This window comes from Flammeovirga aprica JL-4, assembly GCF_012844305.1.
Lineage (GTDB): Bacteria > Bacteroidota > Bacteroidia > Cytophagales > Flammeovirgaceae > Flammeovirga > Flammeovirga aprica.
Map to the genome: position 1 here is coordinate 1 of NZ_JABANE010000064.1, position 17,852 is coordinate 17,852.

Annotated in this window: 11 protein-coding genes; 1 reads left to right on the forward strand and 10 read right to left on the reverse strand. The window is 35.6% G+C overall.

What is annotated here, in order from left to right:
- Nucleotides 1–124: 124 nt before the first annotated feature.
- The 4 genes from HHU12_RS20775 to HHU12_RS20790 all read right to left on the reverse strand — a co-directional run bounded on the left by HHU12_RS20775 (nucleotide 125) and on the right by HHU12_RS20790 (nucleotide 6,357).
- Nucleotides 125–799: a LytR/AlgR family response regulator transcription factor gene (locus tag HHU12_RS20775; protein WP_169658661.1), complete on the reverse strand. Its 675-nt coding sequence runs from the start codon at nucleotides 797–799 to the stop codon at nucleotides 125–127.
- Nucleotides 796–1,911 (reverse strand): sensor histidine kinase, encoded by a 1,116-nt coding sequence (locus tag HHU12_RS20780; RefSeq protein WP_169658662.1) that lies wholly within the window; start codon nucleotides 1,909–1,911, stop codon nucleotides 796–798. Before HHU12_RS20780 ends, HHU12_RS20775 begins: the two co-directional genes overlap by 4 nt.
- Nucleotides 1,912–2,076: 165 nt before the next feature.
- Complete coding sequence (locus HHU12_RS20785; RefSeq protein WP_169658663.1) at nucleotides 2,077–3,516, reverse strand: right-handed parallel beta-helix repeat-containing protein; 1,440 nt, start codon at nucleotides 3,514–3,516, stop codon at nucleotides 2,077–2,079.
- Between the two features lie 60 nt (nucleotides 3,517–3,576).
- Entirely contained in the window at nucleotides 3,577–6,357 is a 2,781-nt protein-coding gene (locus HHU12_RS20790) for a TonB-dependent receptor (protein WP_169658664.1), read from the reverse strand.
- Between the two features lie 374 nt (nucleotides 6,358–6,731).
- Here HHU12_RS20790 and bluB point away from each other — a divergent pair, with 374 nt between their 5' ends.
- On the forward strand, nucleotides 6,732–7,340 hold the full coding sequence (bluB, locus tag HHU12_RS20795; RefSeq protein ID WP_169658665.1) for a 5,6-dimethylbenzimidazole synthase: 609 nt from the start codon (nucleotides 6,732–6,734) through the stop codon (nucleotides 7,338–7,340).
- 56 nt (nucleotides 7,341–7,396) lie between these two features.
- Here the strand turns inward: bluB and HHU12_RS20800 are convergent, their stop codons facing one another.
- The 6 genes from HHU12_RS20800 to HHU12_RS20825 all read right to left on the reverse strand — a co-directional run bounded on the left by HHU12_RS20800 (nucleotide 7,397) and on the right by HHU12_RS20825 (nucleotide 17,407).
- Nucleotides 7,397–7,918, reverse strand: coding sequence for a hypothetical protein (locus HHU12_RS20800; RefSeq protein ID WP_169658666.1), 522 nt, complete (start codon nucleotides 7,916–7,918; stop codon nucleotides 7,397–7,399).
- 113 nt (nucleotides 7,919–8,031) lie between these two features.
- On the reverse strand, nucleotides 8,032–8,895 hold the full coding sequence (locus HHU12_RS20805) for an HAEPLYID family protein (RefSeq protein ID WP_169658667.1): 864 nt from the start codon (nucleotides 8,893–8,895) through the stop codon (nucleotides 8,032–8,034).
- A 217-nt stretch (nucleotides 8,896–9,112) separates the two neighbouring features.
- The gene (locus HHU12_RS20810) at nucleotides 9,113–10,183 is read right to left on the reverse strand and encodes an L-dopachrome tautomerase-related protein (protein ID WP_169658668.1); all 1,071 of its coding nucleotides are present in this window, start codon (nucleotides 10,181–10,183) and stop codon (nucleotides 9,113–9,115) included.
- Nucleotides 10,184–10,422: 239 nt separating this feature from the next.
- Nucleotides 10,423–11,364: a DNA-processing protein DprA gene (locus HHU12_RS20815; protein WP_169658669.1), complete on the reverse strand. Its 942-nt coding sequence runs from the start codon at nucleotides 11,362–11,364 to the stop codon at nucleotides 10,423–10,425.
- Nucleotides 11,365–11,562: 198 nt separating this feature from the next.
- A complete protein-coding gene (locus HHU12_RS20820; protein WP_169658670.1) occupies nucleotides 11,563–12,324 on the reverse strand; it encodes a GNAT family N-acetyltransferase in 762 nt (253 codons plus the stop codon).
- Nucleotides 12,325–12,541: 217 nt separating this feature from the next.
- Complete coding sequence (locus HHU12_RS20825; RefSeq protein WP_169658671.1) at nucleotides 12,542–17,407, reverse strand: sulfatase-like hydrolase/transferase; 4,866 nt, start codon at nucleotides 17,405–17,407, stop codon at nucleotides 12,542–12,544.
- Between the last annotated feature and the right edge of the window lie 445 nt (nucleotides 17,408–17,852).

Here is a 17,852-nt window from a genome sequence, read left to right on the forward strand (position 1 = left end):
TCTTCGGCTAATAAATAATCTCTATATAGTTCAAATGCATCAAATCTTTTCATAGAATAAAGATCGACTTTAAATCAAATAATGAAAAATCAAAATTTTAAAAGAGCGAAAGCTCAGTTCGTAACTAAATGTTCAATTTCTCGTAAACTGCCGTTTTATATTTCTGGCCAATTGGCACTTCTTTCTCGTCTATTTTAATTCTATTCCCCTCCACCACATCAATGCTGTAGTTGTTTACCAAAAAAGATTTATGCACTCTTATAAAGTCATCATTTTCAGATAGTAGCTCTTCAAAATAAGACAGTTTCTGATGGCAGACCAAGCATTCTTCAGCAAGATGAAGCTTCACATAGTTGCCATAAGCTTCCAAAAACAATACTTCTTTTTTATTGATGGCTTTCAATTGTTTATCCACTTTTATGAAAAAACGATCTTTTTCTACCACCTCCTCTGTTTGGGGTTTAATTTTATGAAGGGCTGTCATAAACCTACTGAAACTAAAGGGCTTGAGCAGGTAATCCACCACATTCAACTCAAAACCTTCTAAAGCATATTCCTGATAAGCGGAAGTGACAATTACTTTTGGCGGTACGGGCAACGATCTCAGCATTTCAAAACCTGTCATCTTAGGCATATTGATATCTAAAAACAGTAAATCAATCTCAGAATTATGAAAGAACTCCATCCCTTCAAAAGCATCGTACGCGTTGCCTATTTTCTCTAAATATGGGATCTTATCACAATAGCCTTCTATGATTCTGTGTGCTATCGGTTCGTCATCAATAATTAAATACTTCATGCTAAATCTATGGTCAAAATGGCTTTATAGGTATCTATTGTATTGACAAACTCAAGGTGATGACGATTAGGATAAATCAATTCCAATCGTTTCTTAAGGTTATCCAAACCAATTCCTATTCTATGGTCAATCAGTGCTTTATCATAATTATTTTCAATGGAGAAACGCACCTCAGTACCTAATTCTTCTATCTCAACAAAAATATAAGCGTTTTCTACTAATGTTTCTACCCCATGTTTAAAGGCATTTTCTAGGAGAATAATATAAAGTAAAGGTGCAATTTTAAAATCAGATATCACAGAATTAATAAAATGAATCTGTACGTTTTTCTGATATCTTATTTTATGTAATTCAATATAGTTCTCTAAATAAGTGATTTCATTCTGAATATCTACTTTTTCTTCCTTCCCTTCATAAATCGTATAACGCATCATATCACCCAACTTTAAAACCACTTCCGGTGCTTTATCTGATTTTTCTACTGTCAGACCATAAAGATTATTGAGCGTATTGAAGAAAAAATGAGGGTTGATCTGACTTTTAAGCAATTGCAGTTCGGCACGTGCCTTTTCATTTTTAAGAGTCTGCAGCCATTTCCATTGCTCATAGATCCACAAACCAAAAAGCACTGGTGTAGTAAGTGCAGTCATTCTCACTACTTTTTCAAAGTGTTCTACTGTATCATCATTACCTTGAAAAACATAGACAAATAAGAATACCCCACCGAAGTACCCCCAGAAATGCTTATAATATTTCAAAAAGAATTTTGGCAAAATAGTGTATACTAATCCATTGAATAGGATCACTACTAAAATTATCATTACTGGATTTTCTGGCATATCCGTTGCCTCATCGTACAGATTGATGAAAATGAGAAATAATAATAACCCTGCTAATTTCATTAAAACAGGAATTTTCTTTTTGAGGTAGGCAAAATGATGGGTAATAAATGACACTAGTAGAGACCAAAAAATTAAGGCTACTGTAAATTCTTCTGTTTCTGTGATGGGAGTAATAATTATACCAACCGACATCATTATTACAGATAATAAACCTGTAATAGTGGAGCCTATAATGGCTGATTTTCCGTATTTGATTATCTTGTTATTCATACTTCAAAGGTAGAGGCTACCCCAAAAGTCTACAATTTTTTTATGTGAACACGGCTTTTTTGGTGATGAACAAATTTATGGAAGAGGTAAAAATAAAAAATGAAGAGTTAAGATATGGTTCAAGAACCACCTTAACTCTTCATTCTTAACTCTTAATTGATTTGATTAGTTTGAACCAAATGCTCCAACTGTTGCTGAAAGATCAGGTCTTGTTACAATCTTGTCACCTAACTCAGTAACAACCGGTGATGATAATAAATCCATATCATCCACACCATAGTCGATACCAGGAGAAGAAGATGATAATCTAAAGTCTAATTCTTTATAATCAATTTCTTTAGATACATCTCCGTCAGGGTTAGGAGTCTGATCGATGAAGTTCACAAATTGAGGATCTTCCAACTCATCTGTCCATGTGTTTTCACCATGAGCAGTGAAGAAGTTACAAGTACCATTAAAAACAGTCCAGAAAGTAGTGTGGCCTACTGAAGTATCATCGTCAGCGTCGTCATATGGTTGGATACCATGGTGAGGTAAATAACCATTTCCTTTTTCATTATTATTTTCAACGTGACCATAATAGTAGTTTCCTTTCACTAATGTGTTTGTCCCTACGATATCTGTAGAAGGATCTACTTTAGTACCAAATTTAGAGTTAACGATAAGGTTGTTTAAAATACGACCTCTAGCATCTTTTTCGATGTTGATTGATCCACCTCTTTCACCATCTCTTCTCCAGCCACAGTAAGCCATTGTATTGTTATACATGTTTACATTCGTCTGCTGATCACCATCTACTGGCTTAGAGTTGTTGATTTTAATACCGTTTGTAGCAGCAGAATACATCAAGTTAAATGCACAATCACCAACCGTACCTTGCTTGAAGTTGAATGCTTCATCTTCTGTAGTACCTGCATAAGCAACTGTATTATGGAATAGAGCGATTTGACCTCTTTCAACATAGATAGCATCACCACCTGAGTGCTCCACAGTACAGTTTTCCATATATAATTTACCTTGATTATTGTTGAAGAATACTGAGTACCCCAACTCACCTGGCTCTAATTTACCTACACGTACTGCCTCAGAATTTTCGTTCATTGGTCCACCTGCATACTGAATAGTTACGTAAGTCATACCAATTTCCTGATCTGGGCGTGTTGTACCTTCTGGCACTTGACCGCCATTGATACCGCCCCAATTTACACGACCGTAGTCAAAGAAACCTGGCTGTGCTTCTGATAATGTGAAAAGGATAGGTTGCGCTTCAGTACCCCAAGCGTACATTTTTCCGTGAATTACAATTTCAGGATTCAAGTAAGGGCTTACCCAAACTGTTACACCTTCTTCTACATTTAAAGTAGCACCGTCTTCAATGATCAGGTTTTCTGATAACCAGTACTCCTCACCCGTTTCCAACGTTAAATCATCACTTAAACGACCACCAATACTGATAGTGCCTTCCGGTCTTCCTGCATCAGGATCAATTGGTTCTCTGTCATCATCACCCACTGTTACATCGTCTTTTGAACATGATGTAGATAAAATAACTGGCGTTGCAAGCAATAAAAATGCTAATAATCTGTAGATAAAAACTTTTTTCATGGTTTTAGTTTTGAAAGTTTAATGGTTCCCGCCCTGGTTTAAGAGGCGGAATATCTTTTCTTAGAAATTATATTTTAATCCTACTAGGAATTGTCTTCTGTAAAAATCCTGACGTACTAATACGTTGTCGCCTACTTCACCTTGATGTGGGAAGTGAGATTGTGCCTCATTGATCGGCTGTCTGATTTCAACCTCATACGCATTATCTAATAAGTTATATGCTTTAAGGTAAAGTAACGTCTTTGGTGAAACTCTTTTCTCAATCGATAAGTCCAATTGGAAAAACCCTTTTTGCCACATATCGTTACCATAGAAAGCGGATAAACTGTGAATTCTATCGCCTGTGTAAACGGTTGCCAACTGCATGTCCAAGCCCAATTCAGGGTTTTTATACAATAATGAAAGGTTGGCAATATGTGCCGCTTGTCCTTGCAATGGACGCTCCTCTAATGCTGATCGAATCACAATATCTGATGTATCATCATCTGGAATCTCTCTTTCGTAAAAAGCCTTCTCCGTTACGATCTTCGAGTGCGTATAAGTGTAGTTGGCACTGATACCAAACTTATTAAAGTACTTTACGATATCAATTTCAATACCCATATTCTCCGCATCACCATAGTTATCAGGCATAATATAACCTGCTTGACGATTCAATGAATATTCAATTGGGTTGATTAATTTTTTATAGAAACCACCAATCATAAACTTATCCATTCCGCTAGGGAACAATTCATATCTTAAGTCCAAGTTGTGACCAATTGTTCTCTCCACAAATGGATTACCCATCTCTGTCCAATCGTCTTCAGTATCTCCATTTTCTATCGGTACAAACTCTGCAAAACCAGGGCGAATCACTGATTTAAAATAAGATGATCTAAGGTTTGACTTTGGATTGATCTTATACTTAAAGTGAATACTTGGTAAGAAATCCACATAAGTCTGACTCATTTCCTGCAGGTCATTATCTATGATTTCGTTCGTTGGCTGTGGCAGGTAATACCCAATATCTGTATGTTCCATACGAACACCACCTGTCATTTCTAGTTTCTGATTAAAATCAAACTTAAACTGACCGTAAGCGGCTCTAATGTTCTCATGTGATTGATACCTGTTTGGAGAATAATTTACCCCTGTCGGGTTTTCAATGATCCAATCTACATCAGTGATATCATTCCAATCCTCACCTTTTACCAAGGCTCTACTACCCGCATTGAATCGGTATTGCTCAAAATCATTCGAACGGTTTTTATTTCTCACTAAACCACCCACTTTAAACTCTGTATCATAAATAAAGCTGATCTCTGGTGTAAAAGTAAAGTTGGTGTACAATGCAATATCTTCGTCATCATTATAATCCCACCTTCTTGTCAATGAAGACCTTGCCGCTATTCTTTCTGGCTCTTCTACCCAGTTTGTCATACTTCCCGAACGTGAGAATTTAGTATTGTCAGGTACATTATTACTTGCTTTAGAATAAACAGCTGACCAATCTGCTTTCAACCAGTTGTTTAATTCATGTTGTCCTGTAAGCGTTGAGTTGAAGATCTGTTGAATGGTAGATCGGTAACGTGTCACATAACTCATTTCACCGGCATTACCATTAATAGGATCATAACTACCCCAAGTTCTGGTTCTTGTCACATCTCTTACCTGATCGTTTCTAAGGTTAACAAATGCATTGTACCATTGGATAGAATGTTTATTATTGATTCGATAATCCAATTTAGCGTGGAGACCCATTCTTTTTTGAAGCTGATAGTAATCTCTATCCTCCATATTATCTAAAGAAGTCGTACCATCTGACATCAGGCCAGTACTGTACCAAGTACTTTCTGAACCTCTTGCTGTTTGCTGATAACTACCTGCAAGCATCACCCCTAACTTGTCATTCATAAAACGGTTACCAATCGATAAACCTGCTACAATATTAGGAACATAGTTTTTATATTGATTCAATAAATGATTGGTATTAAAATCACTAGGAATTGCATTGTTAATTCCATTCCAACTTGGAGGTGTATTTAAATTTCCTCCAGTATTCCAAGTCATAAAAGGGTTACCACCACCAAATAATGAGTTATTTCCCAAGGATAAGTTCAATTGACCACTATAGGTTTCTGGTGCATCTTTCATTTCCATATTGATCACACCACCAACAGCATCACCTTCCATATCCGGTGTCAATGCTTTTGTTACTTCCAAACGATCTAAGAGATCAGAAGGGAATAAATCTAAAGGCACATAACGGTTTTTATTGTCCGGAGAAGGGATTTTCACTCCATTCACTAACGTATAGTTGTACCTTTTATCCATACCCCTCACAATAGCAAACTGACCGTCACCGGAGTTATTTCTTTCTAATGAAACACCCGCAACTCTCTGTACTACATTGGCAACGTTTAAGTCAGGTGACAATTCAATATCTTGAGCAGAAAGTACCGTCATTACTTTAGAAGAAACCCTCTCTGTAGCACGTGCACTCTCGGATGTTTTTCTTTCTTTTGTACCGTAAACCACCGCCTCATCTAACTGAACCGCATCCACATCCAATATCAAATCAGAAGCTGTCCATCCATTAGCTGCGATAGAAACTGTTTTCGTAAGGTCTTTGTACCCTACATATTTTACGGTTATAGTATAATCGCCTTCCGGCAAATCATTAATTCTATATGTTCCATCCATCCCCACAACACTCATTTTGTTGATAGGTTTTATGGAAATTACAGCTCCAATCAAAGGTTCGCCATCACTTCCGTTTACTTCCCCTTTAATTCCACCGGCTAGTGTAAAAAAAGGCAACAGAAGTAGTAGAGATAATAAAGTAACTGTTCTCGTCATCACTTAATGTAGTAAATCAATGGTTTTGTTTTCAACACTGCAAAATAAGTAAGCAGAGATGATATGATTTTTAGCAGAATATTAAGTAATGAAAAATACACTTCCTATAACACAAAACACCATGTAACGTTAAGTTTAGGTTGTTAAAGTTAAAAGTTTGAAAAACAAAAGATAAATAACTGTACTATAGAGTATTTACATTCATTACTCTATTAAGCTAATATTATGGTGTTAAGTTTTCGGTAGAATTTTAAAGGATTTAAACATCTCTTTTTTGAAAAGAAAATCACGCTCTACCCTTTTTTGGTTTCATTATTAATGGATTCTTCAATATTTTAGAAATTAAATTTTGAAACTAAATATTACTAATCATAATGGATTTATACGATTGTATACATAAAAGAAGAGATACCAGGCATTTTACAAAAGATGAAGTACCTGAAGAGGTTTTATTAAAGGCTTTGGATGCGGCACATGCGGCACCTTCAGTAGGTCTAACTGAACCTTGGCGTTTTCTGATTGTAAAATCGCAGGAAAAGAAAAGAGACATTAAAGCATTGTTTGACGATTCCAACAAAAGGGCAAAACTGGGAATCAATAATGACAAACAGCATAAACTTTATAGCTCTCTAAAACTTGAAGCGATAGAAGAAACACCACTAGGCATTGCATTATTTTGTGATCATGGCATGCTAGAAGGTTTTACGATTGGAACTATTGGTAACAGCAGCACTTTGGAATGGAGCTGTGCTTGTGCAGTTCAGAATTTATGGCTCTCACTCACTGAACAAGGTTATGGTGCCGGATGGGTTTCGATTATGGATTATGAAAAGTTTGAAGGCCTTTTTGATGTTCCTGATACTTGGCAAAGCCTCGGTTATATGTGTGTGGGCAAACCTGCTACTGATTATGGTGGGGAACCAATGTTGCAGAAAGAGAACTGGAAAAGAAGAAGTGAAAAGCCTTATATAGAATATGTTTAAGAAATAAAAAATGGTTCTTGAGTTATAATAAATAAAGCTCAAGAACCATTTTTATTTTATCGGAATAAAGTATCAAAATACTGGTCCCACAGTTCTTTTTGATCTAATGTTGGAAAATTATAACGGGTACTGCTTGCCACCATTAATGATGTGAAATAAAATGTTCCTTCAATAAATTCTTTCTCATCATGTACATCCCCTCTAAAATCTTGACACAATGAGTGAAATAGCTCATGTACAATCAATTGACACTCCATATGTTCAATACCTAATTTATTGCTTGCGGGATTGATCTTAATATCGCGCATTACATTCGACTGCCCGTGTATGTAAGCTGCCAAACCTGAATCCCATTGTATTTTTACTCTCTTGTTGCGAAAAGTATAATTTCTTTTGTCTGCTTCCGCAATAAAACGTTCTACATGTTTGTGAAAAATAGGAATAAGGTCATCTGAACCATACTCAACTACAAGTTTGTGAGCTGGAACATCCATATCAATGTAAGCACAAGTTTGAAATAGAAACATTGATAAAATGGATACTGTATAAAGTTTCACTTGGGTAAGTAAGGAAGTCATTTTATATCGTTAGGTTTAATCTAAAGTAAAAATAACACCTCAAGATTAATTATCAAATATTTAATAATAAATAGTAATCATCCAAGACTGCAAACTTCCTTACTCTACCTCTATTAATGGCCCGGTTCCCATATCAAACGACAGAAAGCACTCAGTCTTTCATTTTCTCTTGCAATTGGAATACCCGCCACGATACCAATCAATAAATTATCGGCTAAAGCCACTCTCATTTGCGGCCTGATGGTCATATCAAAATCCTGATGTTCAAATTTTTGGTTAAATTCTACACCAATAAAGTTTGTAGTACCAGGAATCATATAGTGAACACTTGGGTTTAGCTCATAAGAAGTTTCCAACCCAGATTTATTAAAAATCTGTTCGATTTTAGGACCTGTGTAAATCAATGAGTGAAAATTACGTCCCCACCTTTTGGCAATAACAAAAAATGGATTGTACAAATTTCCTCTCACAAGCGGATCTCCAAAGTTTCTAAAATCAGATAATAAAATCTCATTGATATAACCCAATGCCATAGACATTGCCATCTTCTCATTAACAAAGAAACTCCACTGTGTTGCGAGCTTTATACTTTCTAGTTTGTCAGCAGGAATAGAATCTGAAGAAACTCCTTTTTGAGGAGCATAAAAACTAAAAGGTAATTCCACTTCAAAACCCAGTCTATTGATCGGAGCCCATTCGTATTCGACCAAGGCCTCATACCTGTCATAATCCAAATTATCAACAAGTTCCATACCCACGTTCCACTCTTTTTCACCTTTGCGGGCACCCAAGTCCCTGATAAGGTCAATGTATAAAGGTTCAGCGTGAAGCACTTTTGCAGGCAAGTTTTTGTCTTGATAATTCTCGATAAACAAGCTGTCAATTTCTCTTTTACTTCTTAACTCTTCTTGTGCGAAGACAGTCATAAAGGAGAACAAACTGAACAGTATAGCGATAGCTATTTTTCTGATTGTCATTAGGATAAAGTATATTTAAACAGATGATAGATTAGTAAATTATTATATATTTCTGTGATTTAAAAATTAGTTATAGAATGCTAAGTATTATTTGATTCATTAGGTTCTTTTCAATCACGGGGCCAAATATATCAAAAGAAAAAATTGTAAGGATTGTTATAATAGAAATGCTGTAAAACCAAGCAGGATTTCACAGCATTTCCACATTCAATGACCTCTATTGTTTCTCAATATATTCATCAAGAAGTGACATTGAAATTTTATATACTTCATAGTCTCCCCTTTTGTCTTCGGGAAGATGAATTTGTGAAGTAGTAAAAAAGATTTCTCTTTCTAAGTTTTTCGCAAATGAATCAGCCCAACGGATACGCTTGTCTCTTAAAAGGTGAATCATTTTCCCCTCTTTTGTCAGCACATTAATACCGTTGCTTTCCAGTCCACCCAGCCATAAATTTCCTTTTCGGTCAAACAACATACCGTCAGTGGCAGGAATTTCCGTTACTTTTTTCACTTCACTTTGTACTTTCTGTTCTGTCGTTTTCTCCTCTAAAAGAACCGACGTTTTTACTTTATATAAAGTATGAGAAGTCAGAGCAATAAAATACAATTCACTAAAATCAGGAGACAATGCTATACCATCAGAAGCCACACTGTTTTTCCATTTTATGCCATCGCACATCAAATGATCCACTTCCGGCTGCACACTTTTATGCCCTGTAAGAAAACGTTTTGATGCACCCGTCTCTAAATTCAACACTACAATACCTCCGATGCCAGAATCTGTGATATAAGCCACCTCTCTTTCAATATCAATTCTCACATCATTATAATAAGAATTTTCAAAGTAGTTTTCTTTAGGGAAATTATAAGATCTCAACAGTTCATCTGTACTCAAATCGAAAACATACAAAACCGGCCCTCCCTCGGCCACTCCTTTAAACTGCTTGTTGTAAGTATCCAATACCCACAATCTATTCTTTCCGTCGCAGACTACACTTTGCACAGCATAAAATGAAAAATCACCAATTTTGGTGTTCCACATTTCTGAAGGATAAGGAATTGTTTTCCCATCCACTATTTCCGCTACAGAATAAGTAATACTGTCGGTCCAAGTAGGATAATTGACGAATACTCTATTGTTTCTACTCACCGCAATTCCCGTCCATTGTTCAGCAGATTTGCTTACTAGCGTAAGAGGGTCTTGATCTTTAATTTGTTCTGCTTTTTGACAACCTGTTAAAAATTGGAGACAAAAAAATATATTTAGAACTAGATATTTAAGTTTCATTTAATATTTATGAGATGTAGTAATATGTAACACTGTAAAACACTATGCTACTTTTGTAACAAAACTAAAAAACTTCAGTTAAATCTTAAAATTTGCTTTACATAAAAGAAGCCTTTTAGGAAGTGTTTAGAATTGTAAATAATACGATTTCATCAATTAAGTAATACATTTTATACATTCTTGAACTTTTATTTCAATCCAAATTTTTTAGTTAGAATGTAGGATAATTTATTTTTTTATTAAATAGGCAATTCTTCTTCATTAAAAAATTGTGGATAGTCGTTTTTGGATGTGATTATTTTAATATCACAAACCACACTTTCCTCATGAACATCTTTGGCTCTACAATACGAAATCAGACCTTCTTTCCCTTCTGTAATCAATAATTTATTTCCAGCATTGATAGGATAATTCAAAGCCGAATCGATAGGTTTAATCACACCTAAAGTTTTCTCAGAACGTGCAAAATAACTTAAAACAAAACGTGTATCATCAGAAGTAGCATCTTGGATAAGTACTAATCGATTAGATAAGCTTGCCAATACTTTACAAGATTCTATATACTTATATTCGTCATAGGTAATTTCGGGAGGAAAAGGGGAAACTACTACAATAAAATCTGAATGAAAAATATCATTATCGGGCAAGTAAACCTGATCAATTCCTGATGCTACCACTTCTACAAAGAAGGTATCTTTTGCTTCCTTCACAATGGAAGCAACCCCCTTCTGATGCATGATATTCAAGGTTATTTCCTCTTCATCACTATATTCTGTAATTTTCTGGCTAATGATCTGTCCATGCTGATCTGGGTTTTTCGTACCGATTACCCCCACGCTGTACTCATTCAAAATTTCCTGATTTCCTGCCACATAAAGTACCGGCCAAAGCTCACTTACCTTCAAGATATTCTGCGGGTAATGCTCATTCAAAAACGAGACTGGCTGAATAGAATACTTCTTGCAATTATCTAATATTTGAGAAGCTACATTAATACCCTTTTCAATATCCTCTAAAGTTGTTTTATTGATTCTTTTGGTCTCCTCTAAAATTAGGGTAATTCCCTCCCTCACTGATTCAGTATTTTCTACAGCATTACGTAATGCTTTTGCATTCCTAAATAAGAATTTCGGACCGAACCCACGGATATTTAATATTGACAAAATAAGAAATTCTATCATTTTTTCAAGATTATTAATGAAGCATTGATTATAATGTAATATTACGGCGAAAATTTAGATTTTTTCTATGAAGTAATAAAAAAAAGATATTATATTGCACATGGGTAAAGAATCATAGGTTAGTCACCTATAAAAAAAAAACTAGTTGGATTCATTTCCAACTAAAAGCATCCTGATCTTCAGGATGCTTTTATTTTTTTATACGTATTCCAATATTTTCCCTTCTTCCGTAAACCCTACTTTCCTAAAAATATTTTCAGAATCTTCAGAAGCTTGTGTCACGATGGTCTCCACACCATTATTTTTTGCATATGCAATGGCCTGTTTCACTAATGCCTCACCAATACCTTGTTTTCTATTTTCTTTCATTACTGAAAGGTTATAAATACCCGCAACTTTGGTATCAGCCAATGAAATAAACAACTCTATAACACCAACTACTTGCCCTTCTTGATAATAATTGAACATAATAGTATGTGTTTTTTTCAGAATTTCTGGATGTACATGGTTATAATAATGCAATACATTTACATCAAATGGCTCCCAATTGTTAGCCACCACAAAAGCATTGTCAATAATGTCCTGTCTCTCTTCTACTATTTTAATCGCTTCATTTGTTCCTTCTTGCAGATTCTCAATTTTAGCCCAGAAACCTTTATTTACTCCTGATTCCTTGATACTCAAAGTCTCAAAAATATTTTTCACATTTTCATTAAGTTGCTCCTCACTGATCCAAATACAAGATTCTCTCAGTCTATTCTCATAAAAGGAAACTGCTGTTTTTAAACTCTCTGCTGTTAGGCCTTCCCCATCATGAATATGTATTACATTAAATGTATCGACCTTCAATCCACTATCGATATAAGTCAGCCCATCTTCTGTGAGTACTTGCATAATATTACAAGTAGAAGGTAAAACTGATGCGTGCTCTTTAAAATTTTGATCTATTAATTTAATCATTGTTCCATTCTTTTCTTGAAATGCAAATTTAAAAACTTTACATCAAAAGAGAATCGTAATAAAATTTAAAATAGTTTGAGCAAATGCGATGTAAAATTGATAAAACAATGCATCTTATTTTTTGTATCAAACCATAAAAAACTTCCTCAAACAAATTGCTTAAGGAAGTCCAAATTGATATATATATGCCCTAATACCTCATAACTAATTTTGGTATTTATTTCACAATAATCTTTTTCACAAGTTTTGATTTACTGTTTTCGATTTTGATAAAATAAATTCCTGGTGTAAATGAATGGGTTGGTATTTGTATACTATCGCTACCTGATGTTATATCTTGATACATCAACCTTCCGTACGCATCATAAACATAAAGTGATTGTTGTAAATTGTCAGCTGTAGGATTGATATGCAAAACATTCCCTTTTTGTACTGGATTTGGATAAATAACAACTTCATTATCAGTAGCTATTTCATCAATAACACTTCGTACTGAAGAGGTCGTTTGTACATTAGAAATCTCTATTTTATCCAATTGTGGTCCATCATATACTTTTATTGTATTCATCCCTTGCACCAAATCAACCAATACAGTGTAATCTCCTGGGCTTCCACCTTGATAACACCACTGCCCTGTTGCAGTAAGATTATAAGTTTGAGGCACACCGTTTACTTCAATTGTTATGGTGGTTGCAGTAGCCGACATATAACTGATTTTAAGATCAAATTCACCCGCTACAGGCAAGTCTATGGCCCCAAAAGTCACGGCATTACTTGATCCTCCTGACAGCCCTTTTACAGATTGTCCACCTGATGAAGTTGCACAATTATTTATCACAGCGGTTCCCGAAAGAGATGCTTCTTCCGCTTCCCATGTACCTTCAAATGGAATTTCAGCTATTTCAATTTTATCAATGATAGGACTATCAAAGAAAATAATATCATTGTTACCACTTTCTAAAGTAACAGTAAGTGTGTAATCAGCAGGGCTACCACCTTGATAACACCAACTACCTGATGCTGGAAGTGTTGCTGTTTGTACTGTTCCGTTGTTCACTTGGTAACTTATTGAAGCATCTGAAACTGCATAATAACTTACAATCATGTTATATGTAGAACTCTGATCAGAAGAAATATTTTTAAATAATACAGCATTACTTGATCCACCCGTCAGGTTTTTCACCATTTCTCCTCCACTTGCATTTCCACAAGATGTAATCACTGCAGTTCCTGTTAGAATGGCCTCCTCAGCTTCGTAAATTGGGCCGTTTTGTGGTGGATTTGGAGGTGTAATATCACTTTCTTCAAAAGTAACCACTCCCAATTTATCCACGATTGTATTACTAACTGTAATGGTATTGTAGCCTGCATTCAATGTCTTAACAATTTGATAGTTAGTAGGTACGCCATCCTGATAGCAGAAACCATTATTTTTCTGGAAGAAAATCATTTCCTCTTCTTCATTATTTACCGTTACGCCTACTTGACTTACAGAAGGGTTTAAATAATATACTTTCAGAATATACTCTTTTGTTTCCTCTACATTGACAATAAAGCTTACGCTTGAAGAAGAAGCATCTACAGAAGATTGACCTGAAGCATTGGAGCAGTTGATAATGCTTCCTCCATTAATAGTTGCCGTTTCTGCTTCATACGTTGTTTCATTTAATGCTAAAGTAGACGGCACTCCATTATAAGCTCCAATATTTGTAGTTGACGCAAGGTTTACTGCATTCCCATAATAATCTTTCGTTGCTTTTGCAGTTACATCAGCAAAGACACCTTGACCAGCATAAGGGAAAGTGGGTTCTTCAAAAGACTCCGCCGCACCAATCGCAGGGCTACCTTCTTGTAAAACATATCCTCTTTCATTGTGCGTTCCTCCACCTATAAATAAAGGATCTTGCTCAATTCTCGTTGCGTCCAAAGCTTTTAAATTGGAATTAAATTCTCCACCAAAGAAGATGTTTTTCTTGAAGTTTGGCGAATTAGCACTGTTGGTATATTTGCCTGACCCTACTCCTAGTTTTGAACCTGACTTTAAGTAAAGAATATTATTGATAAAGTTAAATTCCTGTACTTCAAACAATACTTTAGCATCTGTGATTTCATTATCATAATCTGTTCCTGCATAGATTGTATTATTATAAATGTGCACATCTCTACTTTTGGCATTGTTACTTGAATACCTTGAAATCCATAACAATAAATTCTTTCCACCTCTGTCCGTATCAGCATCATTTACACTGATATTATACCTCCAAATAATATTATCATTATCACCTAATGTTTCACAGAATCCACCTGCCGCATCTTCAGAGTAATTGTACTGATAAAGAATATTGCTGTTGCCATAATCTACGTGCATTCCACTTGAATCTCCATCACCTCGAGCGTGTTTAGAAACATTATGCTGTGCGACTACTCCATTACAACCAAACGTCCACATGCCACTTCCTCTTTTAGCCATTCTTCCATCTGAATTCGCTCCGCAAAACTGCATATAATTTGATTCGTAAAGAATGCGGTTAGAAACCGATAAAATTGCTCCTGACCCTCCAATATCCACAAACTGATTATTTCGGATGATCACATCTGAAGACCACCTTCTTAGCCAAATCCCTGTACGCTGTAAATCTGTAAAATAAGAATCTTCAATGATCACATCTCTTGCCAAGGCTTCTTCTAAATAAATCGCTGTAGATCTTACACTGTTAAACGGAATGCCATCTAACCCTAAGCTATATACTTTGTCAAAATACAAATCAGAGAAGTACAAATGCTCATTGTAGGCTAATGTATCGGTGTTTAAAATAGCTTCTTCATATTGCTTATTAGAATAGCCCGTTGGCAATGCTCCATTAACACCTACTTTATGAGGACCTAACTGCTCCGTATAACATAAAATACCGAAAGCTTTATCATTATCTACACCATCCATAGCATCAAATCTTTCATTTCTAATATGCAGATTTGAAAATTCTAAGTAAGATTGATCAATAATCAAAAACGTAGTCAAAGGATCAGGTACACCATCATTTCCGGTACTTCCTGATAAAATTGGTAAAGCCCCACTACCATAATCTTTATAGACAATCGGTGCTCCGTCTACCCCTGAATAGTTACAATTGATTTGACCAATAAAAGTATCACCTCTTTTGAAATGCACCCAATCACCTGGCTGTAATACTAACTCATTCAGCTTATCAATAGAAGCAAAAGGACTGTTTTCACTTGTACCAGAATTACTATCATCTCCCTCACTGCTACTGAAATAATAGTCCGTTCCTTGTGAGCGTTGTACTGTTGTTGCCACTGTAAAAGTCACATTGGTTAGTGCCTCATTTCCAGAGCCATCCTTTACTGTAAATGTAATAGTATCATCTTCACCAGCCCCAGTAGTGGACTCATAATATAGAGCCCCATCGTTAATGGCTCTTTGCGTGAATTTGTCCCCAACCTGAAGTGCCGTTCCATGTCTAACTAAATTTCCCTTCTGAGGTAAAGAAGTCACTTCATAAGTAACCACATTAGCACTTTTTATAGGGTCCGTAAACTCTAATGCCGAACGTTGGATAGCTACTTTTTTGAATTCTTCTACACTCACGCTTTTACGGTTTACTTCTTTCAATCTTGTAGCAACTCCAAAAGCCTCAAATCGATCGACCAAAACTTGACAGTTCTTCGCATTATTGGCAGATGGGCAAACTTTATCCAGAATACCATCTCCATACCATGATGGAAGATCCAAAGTAGTATTCCAAGCATTATAACTTGCTACCAAATTGGTGACACTTCCAGCATTTGTAGCATAAACATTAGTTACTTCTGATATATCATTATCCAAATTATACAACACTGTATCGTATAGATTGCTTGCTGGATCAGTTGCTTCAAACAACAGCTTATTCACACCATCAGAAGCAATCCCCCAACGGTCCAGCTTACGCCAGTAAAGCATATTATGCAAAGGTGTATTTACATTGTTGGATGCCGTTACAAGATCAGCACCGTCTAATTCAGCATACGTAGCTTCAGCAAGATCTCCACCTGCCGCTTTGATAAAAGTGGTAGTAAGATCCAATGAAATTATTTGTTGATTGTAAACGGTATTGGAAGGAATATTTCCTTTCCAAGTCGCAAAGAAAGGCACTCTTAAACCTCCTTCATACTGACTACTTTTATTCCCTCTCAAAACGCCATTGTCTGTCAATGAAACACCACCATTATCGCTTAAGAATACGAATAAAGTGTTGTCATACTGATTTTTAGCTTTCAGCAAATCCACCATACGTTCTACATTGTCATCCACATTTTTGATCATGCCATAGTAGTTTTTCTGATCACTAGAAAGCCCTGCCACAGCATTAAATAAAGCCTTATCTTCAGGTTTCGCTTGGAAAGGGCCATGTGGTGCAGTATAAGACATAAAAGCTAAAAATGGACGACCACCATCAATTTCTGTGGTCATAAAGCTCAATGCTTCATCAGTCAGAAGGTCAGTCAAGTAAAAATTATTGTCGGCAGGTTCCGCTACAATCCCATTTCGTCTCAACTTTTTATTAAAAGCCGTCTCCACTTGATTGTAATTCCTTGATCCTGACAATAATCCATAGAAATGATCAAAACCTCTAGCATTAGGGCGGTGATGCTCCTCTTCCCCAACATGCCATTTTCCAAATAACGAAGTGGTATATCCTAAATCCTTAAGATAATCACCCATAGTTGGCACACTTGGATCCAACCCTACATCAGCTAACGTATGATCAGGAGAAGTAGAATAAGAGACAATATTGTACTCAAACCCATGCTTGTTTTGGTATTGTCCCGTCAGCAACCCTGCCCTAGATGGTGCACAAACTGAATTGGTTACATAACCTTGAGAAAAAATGGTTCCTTCTGATGCTAACGCATCAATGTTTGGTGTAATGGCAATTTCTGAACCTTGAAATCCCCAATCTTTGTGTCCCGCATCATCCACAAGAATGACAACGATGTTTGGTTTGGATTGTGCGTGTAGATGTTTGACTTGTAGGCACAGACAGGCCACAAGTGATAGCACATGAAGTAATAATTGTTTCATACTGTTTGTAATAATTTATTTAATCGATCGAGAGCGTAGCACTATCAAAGTATGTTGTGTTGTTTTGCTGGTTAAATTTTGATAGTGTTCATTTCATACTCTTTTATTTATAAGTAGAAGAGCAAATGAATAAGAGGTTTTAAGGGAAGAGTGAAAAATGGCTCGTCGGACGGTTTAATAAAACGTGCCAACAAAAAGAACCTTTCCCTCTTCCTTAGAGCATGTTTGGAATATATATTTTAGAAGTGAAAATTTTCCATTTTAGGTTGTGAGGAAATTAATTTCAGAGAAAATAGTGGTTCTATAGTTGATGAAATTAATAAACTCACGTTCTGAAAGGGGAGATTTTCACTAAAAGTAGATGTTTCAAACATGCTCTTAATGATCTCTTGAAACTATTGTTCTGTTACTTACAACTCAAAAGTAGTGTTTAATAGAACTGAAA

What these genes read in the sequence shown, in the direction of transcription:
- HHU12_RS20775 (WP_169658661.1), bottom strand. Translation starts at nt 799, where the DNA reads ATGAAGTATTTAATTATTGATGACGAACCGATAGCACACAGAATCATA.
- HHU12_RS20780 (WP_169658662.1), bottom strand. Translation starts at nt 1,911, where the DNA reads ATGAATAACAAGATAATCAAATACGGAAAATCAGCCATTATAGGCTCC.
- HHU12_RS20785 (WP_169658663.1), bottom strand. Translation starts at nt 3,516, where the DNA reads ATGAAAAAAGTTTTTATCTACAGATTATTAGCATTTTTATTGCTTGCA.
- HHU12_RS20790 (WP_169658664.1), bottom strand. Translation starts at nt 6,357, where the DNA reads ATGACGAGAACAGTTACTTTATTATCTCTACTACTTCTGTTGCCTTTT.
- bluB (WP_169658665.1), top strand. Translation starts at nt 6,732, where the DNA reads ATGGATTTATACGATTGTATACATAAAAGAAGAGATACCAGGCATTTT.
- HHU12_RS20800 (WP_169658666.1), bottom strand. Translation starts at nt 7,918, where the DNA reads ATGACTTCCTTACTTACCCAAGTGAAACTTTATACAGTATCCATTTTA.
- HHU12_RS20805 (WP_169658667.1), bottom strand. Translation starts at nt 8,895, where the DNA reads ATGACAATCAGAAAAATAGCTATCGCTATACTGTTCAGTTTGTTCTCC.
- HHU12_RS20810 (WP_169658668.1), bottom strand. Translation starts at nt 10,183, where the DNA reads ATGAAACTTAAATATCTAGTTCTAAATATATTTTTTTGTCTCCAATTT.
- HHU12_RS20815 (WP_169658669.1), bottom strand. Translation starts at nt 11,364, where the DNA reads ATGATAGAATTTCTTATTTTGTCAATATTAAATATCCGTGGGTTCGGT.
- HHU12_RS20820 (WP_169658670.1), bottom strand. Translation starts at nt 12,324, where the DNA reads ATGATTAAATTAATAGATCAAAATTTTAAAGAGCACGCATCAGTTTTA.
- HHU12_RS20825 (WP_169658671.1), bottom strand. Translation starts at nt 17,407, where the DNA reads ATGAAACAATTATTACTTCATGTGCTATCACTTGTGGCCTGTCTGTGC.